This is a genomic window from Candidatus Kryptonium thompsonii, from assembly GCF_001535985.1.
GTDB lineage: Bacteria > Bacteroidota > Ignavibacteria > Kryptoniales > Kryptoniaceae > Kryptonium > Kryptonium thompsonii.
This window is the reverse complement of the sequence record NZ_CZVS01000044.1, coordinates 17,958-38,121: the sequence shown is the minus strand read 5'-3', so window position 1 is coordinate 38,121 and position 20,164 is coordinate 17,958. Positions and strand designations below refer to the sequence as shown.

Below are 20,164 nucleotides of genomic sequence, written 5' to 3'. Positions count from 1 at the left end.
TTTTCAATCCACAATTGCGTTTGAAATTGCTTTATGGACAACTTTTCTAAGTTGAATATGTTTAGTGTTCGCCCTGGTCGGATGAACACGATTCGTCAAAAGAACCGCGATAACATTTTTCTCGGGATAAACATAAACAGATGTTCCAGTAAAACCAGTATGCCCAAACGCATTCTCTCCAAAGGCACCATCAAGAGCGCTTTTTCCATAAGGCGAAAGTGCATTATCCCAACCAAGCCCACGATTGTTAGGCCATCTCTTAGTGAAAAGTTCAACTGTCTCTTTCCTGAAAAATCTTTTACCGCCATATTCACCACCATTTAAAATCATCTGCATTAACACTGCAAGATCCCTCGCATTTGAAAACAACCCAGCATGCCCAGAAACTCCACCAAGAGCCCTAGCGTTTTCATCGTGGACAACCCCATGAACAAATTTACCAAGTGTACTATCATATTCGGTTGGAGCGATATTTTCAAGCCACTTCTCCGGAGGTAAAAATGTGGTATTTTTCATTCCAAGCGGTATATAAAATGTCTTCTTGACATACTGATCAAGTGGCATTCCCGTGACAACCTCAATAATTTTACCAAGAGTTATGAAGCCGAGGTCACTATAAACAGTTGAATCCCCAGTTTTATAAACTAAAGGTTGAGCATAAATCGAGTCAAGGATTTCATCCGGTGTCTTACAAAGTTGATAAAATGGTTTCCACGATGGAAGGCCACTGTTATGTAAAAGCAAATTTTTTACGGTAACTTTTTCTTTACCATTCTGGGCAAATTTCGGAATGTATTTTGCCACAGGATCATCAAGATTAATCTTTCCTTCTTCATAAAGCTTCATAATCGAGATTGTTGTTGCTGCAACCTTCGTTATCGAAGCCATATCATAGATTGAAGATGGGTTAACTTTTCTGGAATACGGATCATAAGAGTAAGTTCCAAATGCTTTATGGTAGGCTATGACTCCATTACGTGCCACAAGCAAAACCGCCCCAGGACTTACAGAATCTTGGATTGCTTTTTCCATGATCGAATCAAGAACCGCAAGCTTGGCTGGATCAAAACCAGCCTCGTCAGGATAACCATAACGCAATGTTGCTTGTGGGTAGCTCAACCCTGTTCCAAGTGTTGCGAAACCAGGAATATTTATGGGTAACTTACCCTGCGGAGAGATCTCACCAAACAAAACCTCCGCAGTAGCCTCTACAACAGGTTGGGCATCCGAGTAAGAACAGATGTAAGCTTTCACATTCGGATATTCAATGACAATATAAGGGTTTCCAAAAGAAATTAACACAACTGGTTTCCCCGACGCGAGAATTTGTTTAAGCAATCTTGACTGTTTCTCGGGTAGTGCAAGTGATGCTTGGTATGCTCTGACCCGAACATAGGCTGAAACTATAACAAGATCAAAGCCATTTAACTTTGAAAGTATAGCGTTTAATTCTTCATCTGTACTTCTTAAATCAACTCTTTCGAAGGAAATATTATCATATCTTTTCGAAATTTCCGAAACAAACGAATTCCCACTGTACGGATCATTTGAGTCAACCATAGTTATAAACAATATCCTCTTATCGTTGAATTGCATTAAAGGTAAAATTCCGTCATTTTTAACAACAGTTATTGAAGCGCGTGCTATCTCCTTCGCTTTTCGGAGGTGCTCCTCAGTAGCAACAACATCCCGAATTTTGTTAACATCAACAAACCTGTTTTTATGTAGCCCAAGGTCATACTTGAACTCAAGTATCTTTCTTACAGACTCATTTATTCTCTCTTCACTTATTTCCCCTCTTTTCACAGCTTTTACAATTGCATCAATAGCCTCATCAACATCTGGTGGAATTAAAATTATATCATTCCCAGCTTTAACAGCTAAAACAGATGCAAGCGCATTAGAGTAAAGTTTTGTAACTCCACGCATTGTCATCGCATCGGTTACAATTAAACCTTTAAAGCCAAGTTCGTTTTTCAAAATTCCGGTTACTATGTTATAAGACAAAGTAGATGGCAAACCTTTAACAGTATCTATTTGTGGGAAAGATATATGCGCAATCATTACCGACTTAACACCTGCTTTTATGGACTCTTTAAACGGAACAAGTTCTATTGAGTCCAATCGTGACTTGGGATGATTAATAACCGGGAGATCAAGATGTGAATCTATATCCGTATCTCCATGCCCCGGGAAATGTTTAGCAGTTGCTATCATCCCATTTTCTTGAAGTCCACGTATAAATTCAACGGAAAACTTTGAAACTATTTCCGGGGTTTCACCAAAAGAGCGAATGTTAATTATAGGATTTTTGTAATTGTTGTTTACATCAACAGTTGGAGCATAATTTTGATGAATCCCCATAGCCCTACCTTCTATAGCTGTTATCTTTCCAACTTCATAAGCATATTCTAGCTTCCCTGTGGCTGCAATTCCCATAGCTGGCGGGAAATGAGTGGTGTTATCAAGTCGCATCGCTGTCCCCCATTCAAAATCAGCTGAGATCAAAAGCGGTATCTCAGCTATCTTTTGAAAGTAATTTATCATATCAGCGGTTTCATAAACATCACCCCTGAAGAAAATTAATCCCCCCACTTTCTTATCTTTAACATAATGGACAAGGCGTTGGAATTCTTTATTATCCCTCGCAAGAAAAATACCGCGTGCATCAGGCATTATCATCTGAGCTACTTTTTCCTCAAGCGTTAACTTCCTCATCCAATAATTAACCCACTCCGTTTTATTAAGCTTGGACAAGTCAATATGTTTCTTTTGACTTCTTTTCTGTGGTAATTGCGATAAATTCTCAACAGAACTTTTCACGCGGTTGATCAATTTAACATTAAAAATCGCAAGCAAAATAACGGCAACAGAAAGCAATAAAAATATTTTCTTCATTTTAAGCAATTCCATTTTGTTTCTTAATTAAATTTTTTCCATAAATCACAGCCCCATAAGCAGGGGAAGAAGCAGGCCTAACTAAGTTGATTTCGGGCAATTCTTGTGCTATCATATCTTTCAATCTCCTTGAAACATAATTATCGCTTTGCAACACACCACCGAGAAGAGCGAGATTAACCTTTTCTCCAAACCTTGCTTTTTTCAGCATAGCCCTAATATGAGCTAAAAGTTCAAAACATGCATCATCAAGAATTTTAATTGCTATCTCATCTCCAAGTTCCGCAGCCTTCATAACAAGTGGCGCCACCTTGGCGATATCAAATTTTCCCGAGTAAATTTCACTTACAACCTGCATTAAATCGGTTAAATTAAACTCTTCAAAAATTAACTGCTTCAAGATTGTTTCTTTTCCTCTTCCATCGACACATTTCGCAACAGCTCTCAAAGCTTCACGCCCTATTACAAAAGCACTTCCCTCATCGCCTATAAATCTCCCCCAACCTCCAACCCTATGAATTTCTCCAGCAACATCTTTTGCAAACATAACTGAACCTGTACCAGCAATTAAGATGATACCAGACTCCCCCATAAATGCACCTTCAAGAGCAATTCTAGCATCGGTTTCTATAATCAATTTAGGTAGAGATAATTTTTCGACTTCTGCATAATTAACTATTCCCGTGTAAATCCTTTCTCTATCTTTCTCTCTCCCAGCTCCAGTAATACCTATGACGACAAGCTCAACATCCGAAGTTTGGCAATTAGCACCATTGATAAGTTCATAAATTAACTCAACAAGCGATTTAGCGACCGTCTCAACTCCAAGCATTTGAAAATTTGCTGAGCCTTTAAAAGCTTCTGATATGACTTCTCCTTCAAAGGTCGAAATCACACCGTGCGTTTTCGTTCCACCTCCATCTATACCTATCAGATATCTCTTCACATTCCGTTTTTTCAAATGTTTTAAAACTTAACAGACAAAGTTAAATACTGGACATTTTTCAAACGCCCAAAGTCAAGATATGCATAATCAACTGCAAGAGCTAAACCCTTTGCAATTGAATACTTTAACCCAGCGCCAAATGTATACCTCTGCTCCCCTCCTTTTTCAAATAACGATTTATAACCGCCTCTCAGGAAAAAAATCTCTTTAAACGAATATTCAACTCCGAGATTTAAATATTCCGTATTATCATTGGGGTGAACTGCATCAATTGCGGTTGTTAGCCTTTGTGATTCAGTTTTAATAAAATCGTTTGAAAGTCCAACTCTAAATATCAAAGGCATCTCAAATTTATCTGTTTGAATAAATGCGTTGATATTATTTCCAGTGCCACCACCAACTGTATAGATAATTATCAAATCACGCCCCGTAAGTTGCATTTTGGTTCCGTAATTTGACATACTCGCACCAATTCGCATCCCGTTTAAGAATGGGGTTATATATAAAGTTCCAAAATCAAATGCAAAACCCTGCGCCACTTCATGCCAAATATATTCCCTCACATATTTTGCATTGAAACCTATCGCAAACCTATCTGTTAACTGCCTTGCATACGAAACCCCCATCATCAATCCCCCAGCTTTAAATCTTTCACCAGTTCCATCTGGCATTTCAACAGTCCTCACTTCCATCTCACCCATCGTAAGTGAAGATATTTGCATGCCGATACTTCCAAAATTCCCAAGATTTAAAGCAAAGGCAGCAAAGCCATATCTTATGTCCATAATCCAATCAACCCAATCAAAGATTACCTCACCCCTACCGCTTATCCTACTTAAACCAGCGGGATTCCAATAAATTGAACTTATATCATCAGCAATTGAATTGAAAGCGCCACCCATTCCAATTGCACGCGCTCCTATCCCAATTTTTAAAAATTGAGCCGAGGTCGTTCCAGTCTTGGTTAAACTGCTCCCTATCTGAGCCAAAGAAGTTGAAATTAAAACAAAACCGATGAAGCAAACAAATAAAACTTTTTTAAACATAACGCTACTCCAAAAATTTTGTTATTTAATTATAGCGAATTTGATCAATTTTTCACCTATACCTGGGGCTTCGATATGAGCTATGTAAACACCATAACTTACACCCAATCCATCCCTATTCAACAAATTCCAATACTCCCGACCATTATCCACACCACTACTGTGATATATCTCCTTCACCAACTCACCACTCAACGTGTATATCCTTATAACACACTCCCTAGGCAAACCATCAAAATATATCCTCCTTTCCCCCCTAACCTGACCAGGCAACTTACTCACAGGCTCAAGCTCATTTATCCCAACATATGGATTTGGCACTACCTTTATCCTATCCAACAAATTACTCGCTAAAACAGGATCATACCTATAGCCTTTAACCTCTAACCTGAAACTATCTACATCAGTAACTCCACCCTCAACTGTATTAAAACTCCGCTTCGTCTTAACCCAAAACTCATCACCCTCCTTTAAATCTATCCCTATCCTCGGATATACATACTCAACAACACTATCACCAACACTCTCCTTCACCCTCTCAAAATATACCTGCCATGTAGTCCTATTCGTACTACCACGCTCCAAAAACATAATATCCTCTCCCAAATCCCACCTACCATTCCTCACCACCTCTCGAACATATACCTTCACACGATAACCCTCCGTCACATTCTCAACATAAAACGGCAACCTAACCCCATTCACACTTGTATCTACTGGACTTGATAAACTACCATTACTCAAGGTATCTAACTTCCCAAACCTTATCACAAAATCCGCAGGATACATCCTACGACCGATACCAAGTGTAGCCGTAGTTATTTTATACTTGATCTTACCTATGCTACCCCCACCCCAACCACTTCGTTCCAAATCTAATCCCAAAGCATCATTCCAAACTCTCAACCTCATACCATCAAACACCTCACTACCATCTCCACCGGAAATCTCCCCACTACCCTTAACTGCATAGTACCTATACCTAACATCAACAACCTTCCCAATCAATCCACCACCGCTTAATGCCTTTATCAAACCTCTGTTATAATCTATCGCATAATCAACCCCTTCACGGTAATTCGAAACTACAATGCTACCTCTTAAAGGCAAACTTGAAAGCTTAACCCAAATCGTATCAGCAAAATTTATCCTGTCTATCTTTTCCTCATCAGGCACAACATTCCAACGCAAACTATCCCCACTACCCTCAAACCATATCCAATATCCCATATCCCTAACCTCCAAATCATTCAAAACCTCCACCTCTACCTTACCTGTACCCCTACCAGATGTATGCTTAAACCTAACCCCATCAACAAACCTACTTACCTCAGGACCTACATACCCAATCGCCCTATCCCCAGGAATTACACTCACCACATTCTCATCCAACTCTTCTTCTCCACTTATAGGATCAACAACTACCTTCATCGTACATTCACTCGGCGGTATCCCCAAACTATCTCCCCTATCATACGAAACAACCGCATAATAATACTTAACACCATTCATCACACCAACACTATCTACATAACTATGCACTAGTCCGACATCATCTCCCAAATAATAATGTATCCCACGACCAGGATATGGAACAACGCTATACCCACGCCAACCATTTACCTTATCAAATCGTGCATCACGCCCATACGCATCTTTTAACGGAACCCTCAAGTATTTCGCACCCCTACCATCTGTTATCAACTCAACATCCTTAAAACTTGGATCTGTTGACCTGTATATAACATACCCCTCAAAATCATACCCAGGATCATTTGCATCCAATGGATTCCGCCCAAACAAAGGATCAAAACTACGCTCCGCTCTCGTATCCCAATACAATACAACTCGCCTATCCCCAGCTACTGCTCGAACTTTCGGTCTCTCAGGTGGGCGATAAAACCTATAATTCGCATTGTATATCCTCTGCACTGTTTCTGCATTCAATAATAAATCATTCAAATCCTCACCCAAAAGTAATGCGATCGAAAATCTACGAGTATCGCCTGGGCGTAAGGTTATAAATCCTGAGCCATAAATACAAACAAGGTCAACCGTTTGTTCTATCTCAGAAAAATTACCTGGCAAAAGTCTTCTCCACATCTTTTCATCCGTACCCCTACCTGTCTCTGTTGGATTCCAAACATAAGCATTAAAGCTTGTGAGCCCAATCATATCAGATTCATCAAGATCTGTGAACTCAAAATTTGGTTCACCCGGACTCAACGGATCTAAACTACCATCAGCAAGCAACTTACCCCTTGTCGGAATACCATCCCCCTCGCCTTCATCCCCCGTCCCAGGAACACCATCAACACCAACATCATCAACAAGTGGATTCCAATCCCCGTCATTGTCTATCCCATCCTGCTGACTCTCATCAATCATACCATCCCCATCGTTATCTATCCCATCGTAAGGATTGCCAGGTGACTCCAAAAATTTATACCCAAAATAACCCGGCTTTAAACCAAATTCACCTTTACCATCATGATCATAGATGTAAACCATACTTCTCGCATAGACAGGGATATTATCAACAGGTGGATAATTCGGAACATTATGGGGCGGTACAAAAAATGCGTCATCGTCAGTTTGCTCACTACTAGTCGGAGCACCACCCCCGATGTCAGCATCACCATACATTCCAAAAATAACCGAATCAAGAGTTTTAGGGGATACATTTGTAATCGTATAAACAAAGAAAATACAATCTTCCGCAAGCGGATTAGCCCATTGCAAAGCCCTCACCTGTACTTGTACCCCAAGCCCTCTCTTTGATGAATCCTCAGGAAACGGGAAGTAAGCATGTTCTTTATTGTCCCTATCATCCATAACATAAAACGCCTCAAGATCAGCTTGCGTTGCATCTCTTGAAAGATATCCAGGCCAAACATACCTACCCAAAACTGGATCATACCAACTTGATGGCCATGAATCAGGTTTACCATCGCCGTCTCTGTCTTTATCGGGATTATGCGCTATCTCATCCTGATTTGGATCCGCATAACCCGACAAAGGATTAAACGTCCAAAATTCTGTTCCATCTGGCGAAATTGTACTATAATATCTTAATCCATCACTTACAATGTGAATTCTTCTATTGTTCGTATCAACCACAGAAGCAGCGACAAGTGGCTAAATTCAAAAATATGGGGCAAATTGTTCCATATGGCATTTAACCGACGATTAAAATTGCCCCCTGCCCCAATTGCACCATAATTATAAATTATCGTTGTTATTTTATTGCCATTCATAATCAAACTTTTTCTATCGGCATACGCTTTTATTTTCCTAAGATCAAAATTATCCTTCGCCTTAGAATTTTCAACTTCTTCTCTTTTGCCCGAGCCACCTTTAAGATAAGATTGCAAAAGCATCAACGAATAATCCTTTACAAGCTCATGTTCAATTTTTCTCTGGGCTTCCCGCTCTTTATTAAAATGTTCCCTCAAAATTTTAAGTGCCTTTTCCCTGTCGGAAAGTTTTTCCTGAGAAATGGACAAATTAAGCAATAAACCTACAAGGGCAATGATTAAAGTAAATCTCATAGATCAATTGACATTTTTGAGAAAATCAACTTCCATCTCTTTAAACTCGTTCTTTCCTAACGAACTTCATCAAAAGCACTCACTCTAAAACTTCAACTTATTCAATAAAGCCTTTCTTTTTCTACATAGCTCGCAGCAATGCTAAAAGCAAGAACTTTAGACTTTGAGAAAATATAAGAAAATTTAAGCGACTTTGTCAATAAAAATTGTTCAAATTTAACGAAACCCAAAAATTTACATCAACTCCCGCCTTTTGCTTAAGTACCTAAAAAGCGCCACATCAAAAGGGGTAGATGTGTCCATAATCTCATAGTCAATTCCATTAACGAGACATTCCAATCGATACCTTTTTATAAATTCATCAAACACCCGTTGATAATCCTTCTGAATATAAAGTGATTGCGTCATTATTTTTTCAAATGTTTCCATATCTCTGAAAACCGCATCTGCACCGAAATTAAAATTTCTCTCCATCGGATCAAGTATCTGGAAAACTATAACCTCGTTCTTTTTATGCTTAAAATGTTTAAAAGCACTTATCACCTCATCCTGATCATCGAGCAAATCACTTAACACAATTACAAGCCCCCTTCTTTTTATTCTTTCTGCGACGAGATGAAGTGATTTAGCAGTATTTGTGCGATTACCCGGCTCCGTCCTTTCAAGCTCGGAAAGTATCACATCAAGATAACTTCTAATAGAACGAGGCGGTAAAAACTTTCTTATACCCTCATCATAAACTACAAGCCCCACTGCATCCCTTTGCATCATCATTAAGTATGACAAAGCGCTCGCGAGATAGCAAGCATACTCAAACTTCGCTATATTACCACTTGAAGAGTAAGCCATCGACCGACTCGCATCAAGGATTATATATGCTCTCAAATTTGTCTCCTCTTCAAATTGCTTAATAAAATATCTATCCGTCCTTCCGTAAACCTTCCAATCAATATATCTGGTTTCATCCCCTGGCGCATACTGCCTGTGTTCCGAAAATTCAACGCTAAAACCATGATATGGACTTTTATGAAGCCCAACTATAAATCCCTCAACCACAAGCCGAGCTATCAACTCAAGATTGCCCAACTTTGAGACAACCTTAGGATCAAGATATTTTCTGTAAGTTTCTGGCATAATTAAATGATTTAATTTATCCAAGTTGAACAAGGAAAACGCCAATAACTACAAGCGTCCCACCTATCAAAAAAGGCAATGTTATCGGATTTCCAAAAATTATCATACCAAGTATTGCAGTCATTATCGGCTGTCCATTTGTAAAGATCACAACTTTGCTCGCTTCAATTTTACCAATAGCATAATACCAAAGAAAATAACCAAAAATTGAAGTTCCAACACCAAGATAAATAACCCCAAGCCAAGATGCAAAAGAAATGGAATTAAAATCAAGAACGATAAAATCATACAAACCGAACGGAAGATAAGCTAAACTTCCAATTATCATCGCAACCCCTGTCACATAAAGTGCACCATACTTAATTATCATCGGCTTCCCTAAAACTGAATAAAGCGCCCAAAACATAGCCCCAAACATTATTACGATATTTCCCTTCAAATATTCAAAGTTCAAACTTATCCCATGCTCAGCGAAAACGATTCCGATTCCAACAAAGCTTAACATAACCCCCAAAACTTTATAAAAATTTATCTTCTCTTTCAAAAACATCGCCGAAAAAATAAGCGCAAAAATTGGTGTCATGGCATAAATCAAAGAAGCATTCGCAGGAGTTGTATACTTTATGCCGAAAATAAAAGCAAACTGATTTAATGGCACAGCCAGAATACCAAGCATGAAAAACCTTAACCTATCAGCAGATTCAACCCTAATCCGCCTGTATTTTGAGAAATGAATTATGAACCAAAATCCAACTCCCGCGATTCCAGACCTTAAAAGTGTAAGCGCAAGCGGAGAAATCTCCTTTACAACTGCCTTTGCAATTATATGAGTTAAACTTGCTATCAATGTCTGTATAGTGAGCCAAAAATAGACCATCTCAAGCCTCATTCGTTTTCAAATAAATCCAAAACTTCGCTACAACTCCCAATAAAAGCACCTTCATTTAAAGCAAACTTAACAAACTCCTCATAAATAAAATTCCAACCCTTGAAATCAAACTCATCATAGACCGAATTATGAAATAGAACGGTCATCACTCCACCGAAACATTTAACAACTTCGGCAAGTTTTAAAATCTCATTTAAAATATCCTCAACCCCAGCACTGCTTCTTCCATATTGATAAACTGAATCCATAAACACAAGCGGAATCTCATAAATCTCAAGCTCAACATTATTCCGCACATCATAAATTTTATATGGAAACACATAACCACTTCTGAAGCCATAGCGTAAATTGAAACCAAGTGTTGAATCATACTTGAAACCGAGCTTGCTGTGAATTAACGGCGTCTTTTCAAAATTATACCTCAAATAATGTTGCCTCACCCCACGAATTTTCAACCCTGTCAAATTTTCAAGTTTTATTTTTTCCTCCTCCATCAACTCAATTTTATCAAAGGAATCAAAACTCGGATGAAGCCCTATCTCAAAATTTGAATTTATCAATTCACTGACAAAATCATTCATGAACTCATTCCACTCATACCTTGCGTCATACTTCGATTTCCCACCCGATTTAAGGAAAAATGTTGACTTAATCCCGAATGATTTTTCAAACTCAAAAATTTTTCTCATCCCATCTCGATACGGATCCATTCCCTTTGCAAAGAAATAGAGAAATTTTGCAAACCTTTCACGCCTTGCTTGAATGTCTTCTCGACCCATTATGAATTTATTCATAACCTCATTATAAACGCCAAACGCAGACCACTTTTTTAAAACATCGATATCATGAGTCAGACAAACTGCGAAATCTTTACCCCTCCATTTTCTCCCGTTGACGACAAAACCATTCCTTTCAATTAAAAACTTCAAAATATAAAAGTAAAAATTCACCACGGGGAAATTTGCCATGCCAAGTTTGACAAGCAAATTTTCCTCATCGGGAAAACGCCCAAGGTTATCTTTCTTGGTTTTAAATCTTTCATCCCAAGATGAAAGAAAATAAAACGCACACGATAAAAGATCGAAGTTTATAACACAACCCTCTTCAAATTCAAAAACTGGTTCACCTGTTTTAAAAAATATCGGAAGGCTAAACCCATCAAACTTCTCTGGAACTAACGGCGCTGATAAATTAACAAAATGAATCGTGGCAAGATCATAAATTTCATCATACGCTTTCCCACGCTCAAAAAGTTCAATTGCTCGCTCACTCTTTCTTATAAAAATCACATTGCCACTATGTTTAAAATCTTTCCCATAAAAAATCAATAAGTCATCCTCCGAAACCTCATCCAGAGAATCTACAAAGGTTAAATCGACTTTGTAAGCGAGCGAAAAATTTCTAAGGACATACTTAATTCTCTCCCTGTGTGAATTAATTTCAACATCAGTAAAAACTTTTATCCCCATAAAATTACTCTCTCACTTAACACTTATAGCGCTTAAAGAAACGAAATCGTAAAGCGGAAATCTCTCGCACAACTCTTTAACCTGTTCCCTTACTTCCTTGTAAACATTTTCATTTCCGATATTTGAAATGACCTTATCGATAAGTTCAGCTATATATTCCATTTCTGGTTCGCCCATTCCACGCGTTGTCAATGCAGGTGTTCCAAGTCGAATTCCGCTCGTCACAAGCGGACTTTTATCATCGAAAGGCACCATATTTTTATTTACTGTGATCCCCGCAAGTTCAAGGGCTTTTTCTGCATCTTTTCCAGTGACGCCTTTATTTCTCAAGTCAATTAAAACAAGATGATTATCAGTGCCTCCAGAAACAAGGTTATATCCCAACTGAATTAATTTATTTGCAAGCGCTTTTGCATTTTTTATGACCTGCTTTGAATATTCTTTAAACTCCGGCTTTAAAGCCTCTCCAAAGGCAACAGCTTTAGCCGCTATCACATGCATTAACGGTCCACCTTGTATCCCGGGCATGACAGTACCATCAATTATTTCCGACATCATCCTAAGGCGATCACCTTTTGGAGTTTTAATTCCAAATGGGTTTTCTCTATCTTTATGCATCAAAATTAATCCACCTCGCGGTCCCCTTAATGTTTTATGTGTCGTCGATGTGACTATATCACAATAAGGCAAAGGATTTTTCAATAATCCTGAAGCTATCAATCCTGCAGGGTGAGCGATGTCCGCCATAAGATAAGCCCCAACTTTATCCGCAATTTCTCTAAAGGCTTGATAATCATAATCCCTCGGGTATGCGCTTGCTCCGACAACTATCATCTTTGGTTTCTCGCGCTTCGCTATATCTTCAACCTCGTTCATATCTATCATACCAGTATCTTTTGACACTCCGTAAAAGACAGCCCGGTAAAGTTTGCCTGAGAAATTAACAGGCGAACCATGCGTTAGATGTCCACCGTGAGCCAAGTTTAGACCCATAATTGTATCGCCGGGCTGTAAAAAAGTAAAATACGCTGCCATATTTGCTTGACTTCCCGAATGCGGCTGAACATTTGCATATTCACAATTGAAAAGTTTTTTCGCCCTCTCACGAGCAATGTTCTCAGCAATATCCACAAATTCACATCCACCATAGTATCTTTTGCCGGGATAACCTTCAGCATATTTATTTGTCATAACCGAGCCCATTGCTTCAAGTACGGCCCTTGAGACGAAATTTTCACTGGCTATAAGCTCAAGCGTATAATTTTGTCTTTCAACTTCGCCAGCGATTGCGTTATAAATTTCCGGATCTTGTTCCTTAAGGGAAAACATTTTAATTGTCCGAGCTTTTGTTTTAAATCAGAGATAACACCTCTTTTTCGCTTCAAATTTTAACCAATCTCTAAAATCAGGGTGAGCGATTTCAATCAATGCCTTCGCTCTTTCCCTTATGCTTTTACCATGCAGATAAGCGACGCCATATTCAGTGACGACATAATGAACATCCCCTCTTGAAGTGACAACACCCGCACCTTCCGACAAAGTCGGCACAATTCTTGAAATGGTGCCATTCTTCGCAGTTGATGGCAGAGCAATTATCGGTTTTCCACCTTTCGAACGCGCAGCGCCGCGGATGAAATCAACTTGTCCACCTATTCCGCTGTAAATCTTATACCCTATTGAATCAGAACAAACCTGACCAGTTAAATCAATTTGCAAGGCAGAATTTATAGCCACCATTTTCTCGTTCTGACTTATAATAAACGGATCGTTAACATAATCTGATGGATGAAACTCGAAAAGCGGGTTATTATCGATAAAATCAAAAAGTTTCTTAGTACCAAGAACAAAGCTCGCTATAACTTTTCCTCTATGTAAAGTTTTTTTCTCATTGTTCACCACGCCAGATTCTATAAGTGGAAGCAAACCATCGCTGAACATTTCCGTATGAATTCCAAGATCTTTTTTATCCCTCATGAAAAGTAAAACTGCATCTGGAATACCGCCTATTCCCATCTGCAAAGTTGAACCATCCTCAATCAATTCAGCAATATAACCAGCAATCTTTCTGTGAAGATCTGTTATCTCTTCCTTCGGAAGTTCAAAAAGTGGTCGATCAGATTCGACAAAATAATGAATTTTGCTGACATGGATGAAACTATCACCAAGTGCTCTCGGCATATTGGAATTCACTTCAGCGATGACAATCCTCGCTGTTTCAGCGGCTGCTTTGGTACATTCAACACCAACACCGAAACTGCAAAAACCATATTCATCAGGCGGAGAAACAGTTATCAACGCAACATCAATCTTATACTCTCCACTATAAAATAATTTTGGTATTTCAGAAAGGAAAATTGGGACAAATTCAGCTCTACCGTCATTTACAGCATCCCTGACATTTGGACCAGTGAAGAATGCACGGTGTTTAAAATGTCCTTGCATTTCAGGGTTTACATAGGGAGCTTCGCCAAACGTTAAAATATGTGCTATTTCAACATTTTCAAGTTCATCTTTTCTTGCAACAAGTGCTTTTAACAAAGGTTCCGGGGTAGCACATCCGGGATGAACCCAGACTTTGTCTCCGGATTTTATAACTTTTACTGCTTCTTCAGCGGTAACAATTCTTTCTTTAAAGTGCTTTGTCCAGCTCATAACAGTTCTTCAATTTTTTTATATTTAAGGTTGAAAATTTCCGCTATATTTTTATTAGTGCAATAGCCAGCATGTGTGTAAACACCTTTACTAAAGTAGGGATTTTCCTTGGCTACCTGCGGGAAGCCCCTTTCAGCAATTTCAAGTATATAAGGTAAACTCACATTGGTAAGCGCATGGGTTGCCGTTCTTGCAACATTTGATGCCATATTCGGGACACAATAATGGATTACACCATGTTTTACAAAAACAGGATTTGCAATCGTCGTAGGTCTACTGGTTTCAACGCAACCACCTTGGTCTATTGAAACATCAATTATTACAGATCCTGGCTTCATCTTTTTAACCATTTCCTCCGTTACAAGTTTAGGGGTTAACGCACCATGAATTAAAACAGCACCTATTAATACATCCGCAAACTGAACTGCTTTTTCAATATTATAAACACTTGCGATCGCAGTTTCAACTCTCTTGTCAAACAACTTCTCAACTTCCCTCAGTTTATCGATGTTATTATCAAGGACCATGACATGTGCTCCAAGTCCGAGAGCTGCTCTTATCGCATTTTGCCCAACGACGCCAGCACCAAGTATTACAACGGTTGCAGGGGGAACACCCGGAATTCCACCCAAAATGATACCCCGACCTCCATCTTCGTTTTGCAGGTATCTTGCCGCAACTACAATTGCCATTTGTCCTGCAATTTCACTCATCGCCTGAAGTATAGGAAGGCGCCCGTCGGGAAGTTCAATTATCTCATATCCTATTGCAGTGATATTTCTTTCAAGCAAAATTTCAATAAACCTTTTCGGTGCAACAGCAAGATGAAGAAAACCAAACAAAATATGACCTTCGCATAAATAATCGTAGTCCTCCTCCATCGGTCGTGAAACTTTGACTATCATTTGCGATCTTTTATAAACTTCCTCGCGTGAAAAAACAATCTTTCCTCCCATCTTTTCATATTCAATATCGCTAAAACCACTATATTCCCCCGCAGATGTCTCCACATAAACCTCATGCCCTCGGTCGACAAGTGCTTTTACTCCCGCTGGTGTAAGAGCGACTCTTCTTTCAAGGATTTTTTGAGCGTCCCTGCTTTCTTTAGGTATCCCTATGTTCATTGTTCTACTAAACTTTTCTTTTTACTTTTCTCCTTGCAAATATACTAAAAAGTTTTTGCATTCTGAAGACAACCCCAAGCATGACCAAATTGATTTTATCGGCAACTTTGAATATATTTTTACCTGTATCCAAAATTAAACAGAGAATTTTGATGAAACATGATGAATTGGTTAAACTTGCCCTCAAAGCAAAAGAATTTGCTTACGCTCCGTATTCAAAATTTAAAGTCGGAGCAGCTATCTTAACCGACGATGGGGAAGTTTTTACGGGTTGCAATATTGAGAATAGCTCATATTCATTGACCATCTGTGCCGAAAGAGTGGCAATTTTTAAAGCTTATTCAACTGGAAAAAGAAAATTCAAATCAATCGCAATTGTCTCGGACGCAAAAAATTATACATCACCTTGTGGCGCATGTAGGCAGGTGTTGATGGATTTAGCTGGCGAAGAACTTGAGGTTATCTTAACGAATTCAAAAGGAAGGAAAAAAATCCTAAAATTGAAAGAATTACTTCCATTACCCTTCAGCTCAAAAGACCTTAAAACAAAAGGGGGAATAATTCATGGACATCACAGAGTTTGAAAAAGTCCCACAAGGTTCAAAGGGAACAGGCTGGATAGAAGTTATAGCTGGAAGTATGTTCAGCGGTAAAACAGAGGAATTAATAAGAAGAATACGCAGAGCTCAAATTGCTAAGCTAAAAGTAGCTGTGTTCAAACCAAGAATTGATACAAGGTATAGCATCGACAGAATCGTTTCGCACAGTGATATATCAATTCCATCAATGGTGGTTGATAACGCAAAACAAATCCTTGAACTTGCAAAAGATGCACAAGTTGTTGGGATCGATGAAGCTCAATTCTTTGACATGGATTTAGTTGATGTATGTGAACAACTTGCCAACGAAGGTAAAAGGGTAATCGTCGCTGGGCTTGATCAAGATTACAGAGGAAAACCTTTTGAGCCGATGCCACAACTTCTCGCTATAGCGGAATACATAACAAAGACGCACGCTATTTGTGTTGTATGCGGCAATCCAGCAAGCAAAACTCAAAGGAAAATAAAAGCTGGTGAAAGAATAGTCGTTGGGGCATCCGATATTTATGAAGCAAGGTGTAGAAAATGTTTTGAACCCCCTGAGGAATAAAAACTAACGGAGAAAACATCTAATGAAGCTACTTTCCTTTCTCAATGGTCTATTGGGGATGGTGGTCATAGTAGGAATAGCTTTCCTTGTCTCAAACAATAAAAAAAGGGTTAACTGGCGACTTGTTATTTCAGGACTTTTAATTCAAATCATTTTTGCTGTTTTTATTTTGAAGGGTCGTGAACTTGCTAATTTATGGGCACCACTTGGCTGGCCCAAAATTTTGTTTGAGTGGATAAGCAAAGCTTTCGTTATCATACTTGGCTTTACAATTGAAGGAGCAAAATTTGTCTTTGGAGATTTAGCAATCAGTCCAGGACAAAACAATTCACTTGGTTTTTTCTTTGCCTTTCAAGTTCTACCAACTATCATATTCTTTTCATCTTTGATGTCCGTGCTCTACTTCCTTGGAATTATGCAAAGAGTTGTTCAAGCGATGGCTTGGATCATGCTTCGACTTATGGGGACAAGCGGAGCTGAAAGTTTATCATGCACCGCAAATATATTTGTCGGTCAAACTGAAGCACCATTGATGGTTAGACCATTCATAGCGATGATGACGATCTCGGAACTTCTCGCAGTGATGGTTGGCGGAATGGCTACAATAGCAGGCGGAGTTATGGCTGCTTATGTTCAAATGCTCGGTTATTCCTTTGCTCAAGCACATAACCTTGACATAATGACTGCGCAAGTGAAATTTGCCGAGCAACTTCTTGGAGCAAGCGTCATGGCTGCACCAGCTGCACTCGTGATGGCGAAAATTATGATCCCCGAAACTGGGGAACCAGTGACAAAAGGAACTGTAAAAGTGAAAGTTGAAAAGACAGCACAAAATGTTATAGAAGCAGCTGCTGAAGGAGCATCAAATGGCTTACATCTCGCCTTAAATGTCGGCGCAATGTTAATTGCTTTCATCGCTCTTATAGCTATGACAAACTGGGGTCTTGAAAAAATTGGAACAATTGGTGGACTTAACGATTTCCTTATAAAAAAATTTGGCTCTCCCCTTAAACTGGAGCTCATCTTCGGCCTTATACTTCAATACCTTGGTGTGGCAATTGGAATCCCTTGGAGTGATGCGCTTAATTTTGGAAGTTTACTGGGGACAAAGATAGTTCTAAATGAATTTGTCGCATATTTGAAATTTTCTGAACTAATAGCCCAAAATAAAATTGTTTTAGAAAAAACCATCACGATGACAACGTTTGCACTTTGTGGTTTCGCTAATTTCTCATCAATTGCAATTCAAATTGGTGGAATAAGTCCAATGGCTCCAAATAGAAGAGCTGATTTGGCACGACTCGGATTAAGAGCTGTTTTGGGTGGAACACTTGCTAACTTAATGACAGCAACTATCGCAGGAGTTCTTGTGGGCTAACTTAACAAAAAGGGCGGTTTAAAACCGCCCTTACCTTCACTTAAATAAAACTTCTGTAAATTATCAAGCCAGAATTTGAATTAGAAACTCCATCGGCTTTGCTATAGCCCGAACTATTGAGAAGAAGATATGCGAAAAAACAGGCACACGCATTAGAAATATTACGATGAAAATTCCAAAGAAACCGATCTGCCTGTAGCTTTCACTCACTCTATCAGGTAAAACTGACGCAAGAATATGCGAACCATCAAGCGGGGGAACAGGGATTAAGTTAAAGACACCAAGAATTATGTTAAGATAAATTCCTCCGTAAAACATCTTTAAAATAAATTCATAAGCAAGTTTAACTGTCTCCGAATTAAAAGAGTTAAAAAATCCCTCAAACTTTAAAAGAATGATCACGGCAAAAGTACAACAAAGGGATAGAAAAAGATTTGAAAAAGGACCAACACCTGAAACGAGAATAGAATCCCTCTTATAATTTTTAAAATTCAACGGGTTAACAGGAACAGGTTTAGCCCATGCGATAAAAACACGCCCCGCAACAAGAATCGAAAACAAAGGCACGAGAATTGAACCCACAGGGTCAATATGTGGAATTGGATTTAATGTCAACCGCCCTGCATACTTTGCGGTTGGATCACCACATTTCAGCGCGACATAACCATGCATTACTTCATGGACGACAACGCTGAAGAGAAGAATTGGGATTAAATAAAGGGTTTCCATTTTTAATCGTTTTAATTTGCCAATCAAGGGATTTTAAAAAATAAAAAATAAGAAAGTGCCGAAGGTGGGAGTCGAACCCACACGGGGTTTAAAGCCCCACGGGATTTTGAGTCCCGCGCGTCTTCCAGTTCCGCCACTTCGGCTTTGCATTTAAAATATAAAAACCGAGAAAAATTTTTGCAAATAACTGAAAAACTTTACATTTCGATGTGCTAACCCATAACACAATTTATAGCGACAACATTAACAATGTCTTCAACGCTACAACCTCTCGAAAGATCAAAACATGGTTTCTTCAACCCCTGAACGATTGGACCAAGCGCCTCCGCTCCAGCCATCCTTTGAGCCATCTTATATCCAATATTCCCAGCATCAAGATTTGGGAAAATTAACACATTTGCATTGCCTTGAATAGGACTATCTGGTGCTTTCCTTCTTGCGACTTCAGGAACGATTGCAGCATCAAGTTGAAGCTCACCGTCAATTATCAAATCGGGCTTTTTGCTCTTTGCTATTTGCGTTGCTTGAACAACTTTATCTACCATCTCATGTTTTGCACTTCCCTTCGTTGAAAATGAAAGCATTGCAACATAGGGCTCCTCTTCAGTGAGCTTTTTATGATTTATTGCTGTTGAAATAGCAATATCAGCCAATTGCTCCGCTGTCGGATCTGGAACAACTGCACAATCAGCAAATGAATAAACCTTGTTTGGGAAAACAATCAAAAAGAAACTTGAAGCAATTGAAATCCCATCCATCAACCCAACAACTTGAATTCCAGCCCTCAAAACATCAGCAGTTGTTGAAATCGAACCAGCGACGCTTCCATCCGCCAATCCCTCCCTTACCATCATCGCACCAAAGAACAACGGGTTTTTCATCGTTTCTTTCGCTTCTTCAAAGCTAATCCCTTTATGCTTTCTTAAATTGTAAAATATATGAGCGAAATCGCTTAATTTTTCCGAACGCAGTGGGTTTACAATTCTTATACCTGATAAGTCAACATTGATCTTTTCCGCAAGAGAATAAATTTTCTCTTCATCACCGATTAAAGTTACATTTGCGATTTTCTCATCGGTAATAATCCTTGCAGCTTTCAAGGTTCTTTCATCAAGTGCATCAGGCAGGACAATGTGCTTTTTAAGTTGTTTCGCTTTTTCTTTGATTTTTTCCAGAAAAGTTATTCCAATTGCCATGTG

Annotated in this window: 16 protein-coding genes and 1 tRNA gene; 3 read left to right on the top strand and 14 right to left on the bottom strand. The window is 38.9% G+C overall.

The window, feature by feature from the left end; genetic code table 11:
* Positions 1 to 3 precede the first annotated feature (3 nt).
* The 11 genes from AWW78_RS07035 to ald all read right to left on the bottom strand — a co-directional run bounded on the left by AWW78_RS07035 (position 4) and on the right by ald (position 15,709).
* Positions 4 to 2,898 carry a serine hydrolase domain-containing protein gene (locus AWW78_RS07035; RefSeq protein ID WP_159421217.1) on the bottom strand — a complete coding sequence of 965 codons (2,895 nt, stop codon included), beginning with the start codon at positions 2,896 to 2,898 and terminating at the stop codon, positions 4 to 6.
* Position 2,899: 1 nt separating this feature from the next.
* Complete coding sequence (locus AWW78_RS07030; protein ID WP_047133376.1) at positions 2,900 to 3,844, bottom strand: N-acetylglucosamine kinase; 945 nt, start codon at positions 3,842 to 3,844, stop codon at positions 2,900 to 2,902.
* 20 nt (positions 3,845 to 3,864) lie between these two features.
* Positions 3,865 to 4,890, bottom strand: coding sequence for a PorV/PorQ family protein (locus tag AWW78_RS07025; protein ID WP_075426177.1), 1,026 nt, complete (start codon positions 4,888 to 4,890; stop codon positions 3,865 to 3,867).
* A gap of 21 nt (positions 4,891 to 4,911) precedes the next feature.
* Positions 4,912 to 8,010, bottom strand: coding sequence for a hypothetical protein (locus tag AWW78_RS07020; RefSeq protein ID WP_047133375.1), 3,099 nt, complete (start codon positions 8,008 to 8,010; stop codon positions 4,912 to 4,914).
* Positions 7,974 to 8,441 carry a hypothetical protein gene (locus AWW78_RS07015; protein ID WP_047133374.1) on the bottom strand — a complete coding sequence of 156 codons (468 nt, stop codon included), beginning with the start codon at positions 8,439 to 8,441 and terminating at the stop codon, positions 7,974 to 7,976. The genes AWW78_RS07020 and AWW78_RS07015 overlap by 37 nt, the downstream gene beginning before the upstream one ends.
* A gap of 234 nt (positions 8,442 to 8,675) precedes the next feature.
* Complete coding sequence (locus AWW78_RS07010; RefSeq protein ID WP_047133373.1) at positions 8,676 to 9,575, bottom strand: DUF58 domain-containing protein; 900 nt, start codon at positions 9,573 to 9,575, stop codon at positions 8,676 to 8,678.
* A 16-nt stretch (positions 9,576 to 9,591) separates the two neighbouring features.
* Positions 9,592 to 10,452 carry a DMT family transporter gene (locus AWW78_RS07005; RefSeq protein ID WP_176696236.1) on the bottom strand — a complete coding sequence of 287 codons (861 nt, stop codon included), beginning with the start codon at positions 10,450 to 10,452 and terminating at the stop codon, positions 9,592 to 9,594.
* An 8-nt stretch (positions 10,453 to 10,460) separates the two neighbouring features.
* Positions 10,461 to 11,933, bottom strand: coding sequence for a polysaccharide deacetylase family protein (locus tag AWW78_RS07000; protein ID WP_047133371.1), 1,473 nt, complete (start codon positions 11,931 to 11,933; stop codon positions 10,461 to 10,463).
* 12 nt (positions 11,934 to 11,945) lie between these two features.
* On the bottom strand, positions 11,946 to 13,262 hold the full coding sequence (gene glyA / locus AWW78_RS06995) for a serine hydroxymethyltransferase (protein ID WP_047133370.1): 1,317 nt from the start codon (positions 13,260 to 13,262) through the stop codon (positions 11,946 to 11,948).
* A gap of 27 nt (positions 13,263 to 13,289) precedes the next feature.
* Positions 13,290 to 14,585, bottom strand: a complete 1,296-nt coding sequence (locus AWW78_RS06990; protein WP_047133369.1) for an acetyl-CoA hydrolase/transferase family protein — start codon at positions 14,583 to 14,585, stop codon at positions 13,290 to 13,292.
* On the bottom strand, positions 14,582 to 15,709 hold the full coding sequence (gene ald, locus AWW78_RS06985; protein WP_047133368.1) for an alanine dehydrogenase: 1,128 nt from the start codon (positions 15,707 to 15,709) through the stop codon (positions 14,582 to 14,584). The genes AWW78_RS06990 and ald overlap by 4 nt, the downstream gene beginning before the upstream one ends.
* An 80-nt stretch (positions 15,710 to 15,789) precedes the next feature.
* Between ald and AWW78_RS06980 the strand changes: the two genes are divergently transcribed.
* The 3 genes from AWW78_RS06980 to AWW78_RS06970 are packed head-to-tail and all read left to right on the top strand — an operon-like array spanning position 15,790 to position 18,236.
* Positions 15,790 to 16,293, top strand: coding sequence for a cytidine deaminase (locus AWW78_RS06980; RefSeq protein WP_255307821.1), 504 nt, complete (start codon positions 15,790 to 15,792; stop codon positions 16,291 to 16,293).
* A complete protein-coding gene (locus tag AWW78_RS06975; protein WP_047133366.1) occupies positions 16,274 to 16,858 on the top strand; it encodes a thymidine kinase in 585 nt (194 codons plus the stop codon). Before AWW78_RS06980 ends, AWW78_RS06975 begins: the two co-directional genes overlap by 20 nt.
* 22 nt (positions 16,859 to 16,880) lie before the next feature.
* Positions 16,881 to 18,236, top strand: a complete 1,356-nt coding sequence (locus AWW78_RS06970; protein WP_047133365.1) for a NupC/NupG family nucleoside CNT transporter — start codon at positions 16,881 to 16,883, stop codon at positions 18,234 to 18,236.
* A gap of 63 nt (positions 18,237 to 18,299) precedes the next feature.
* Here AWW78_RS06970 and AWW78_RS06965 read toward each other — a convergent pair whose 3' ends face one another.
* The 3 genes from AWW78_RS06965 to pta all read right to left on the bottom strand — a co-directional run bounded on the left by AWW78_RS06965 (position 18,300) and on the right by pta (position 20,161).
* A complete protein-coding gene (locus AWW78_RS06965) occupies positions 18,300 to 18,965 on the bottom strand; it encodes a site-2 protease family protein (RefSeq protein WP_047133364.1) in 666 nt (221 codons plus the stop codon).
* A gap of 56 nt (positions 18,966 to 19,021) precedes the next feature.
* Positions 19,022 to 19,108 (bottom strand) — tRNA-Leu (locus AWW78_RS06960).
* Between the two features lie 69 nt (positions 19,109 to 19,177).
* The gene (gene pta, locus AWW78_RS06955) at positions 19,178 to 20,161 is read right to left on the bottom strand and encodes a phosphate acetyltransferase (RefSeq protein ID WP_047133363.1); all 984 of its coding nucleotides are present in this window, start codon (positions 20,159 to 20,161) and stop codon (positions 19,178 to 19,180) included.
* Positions 20,162 to 20,164: the final 3 nt, after the last annotated feature.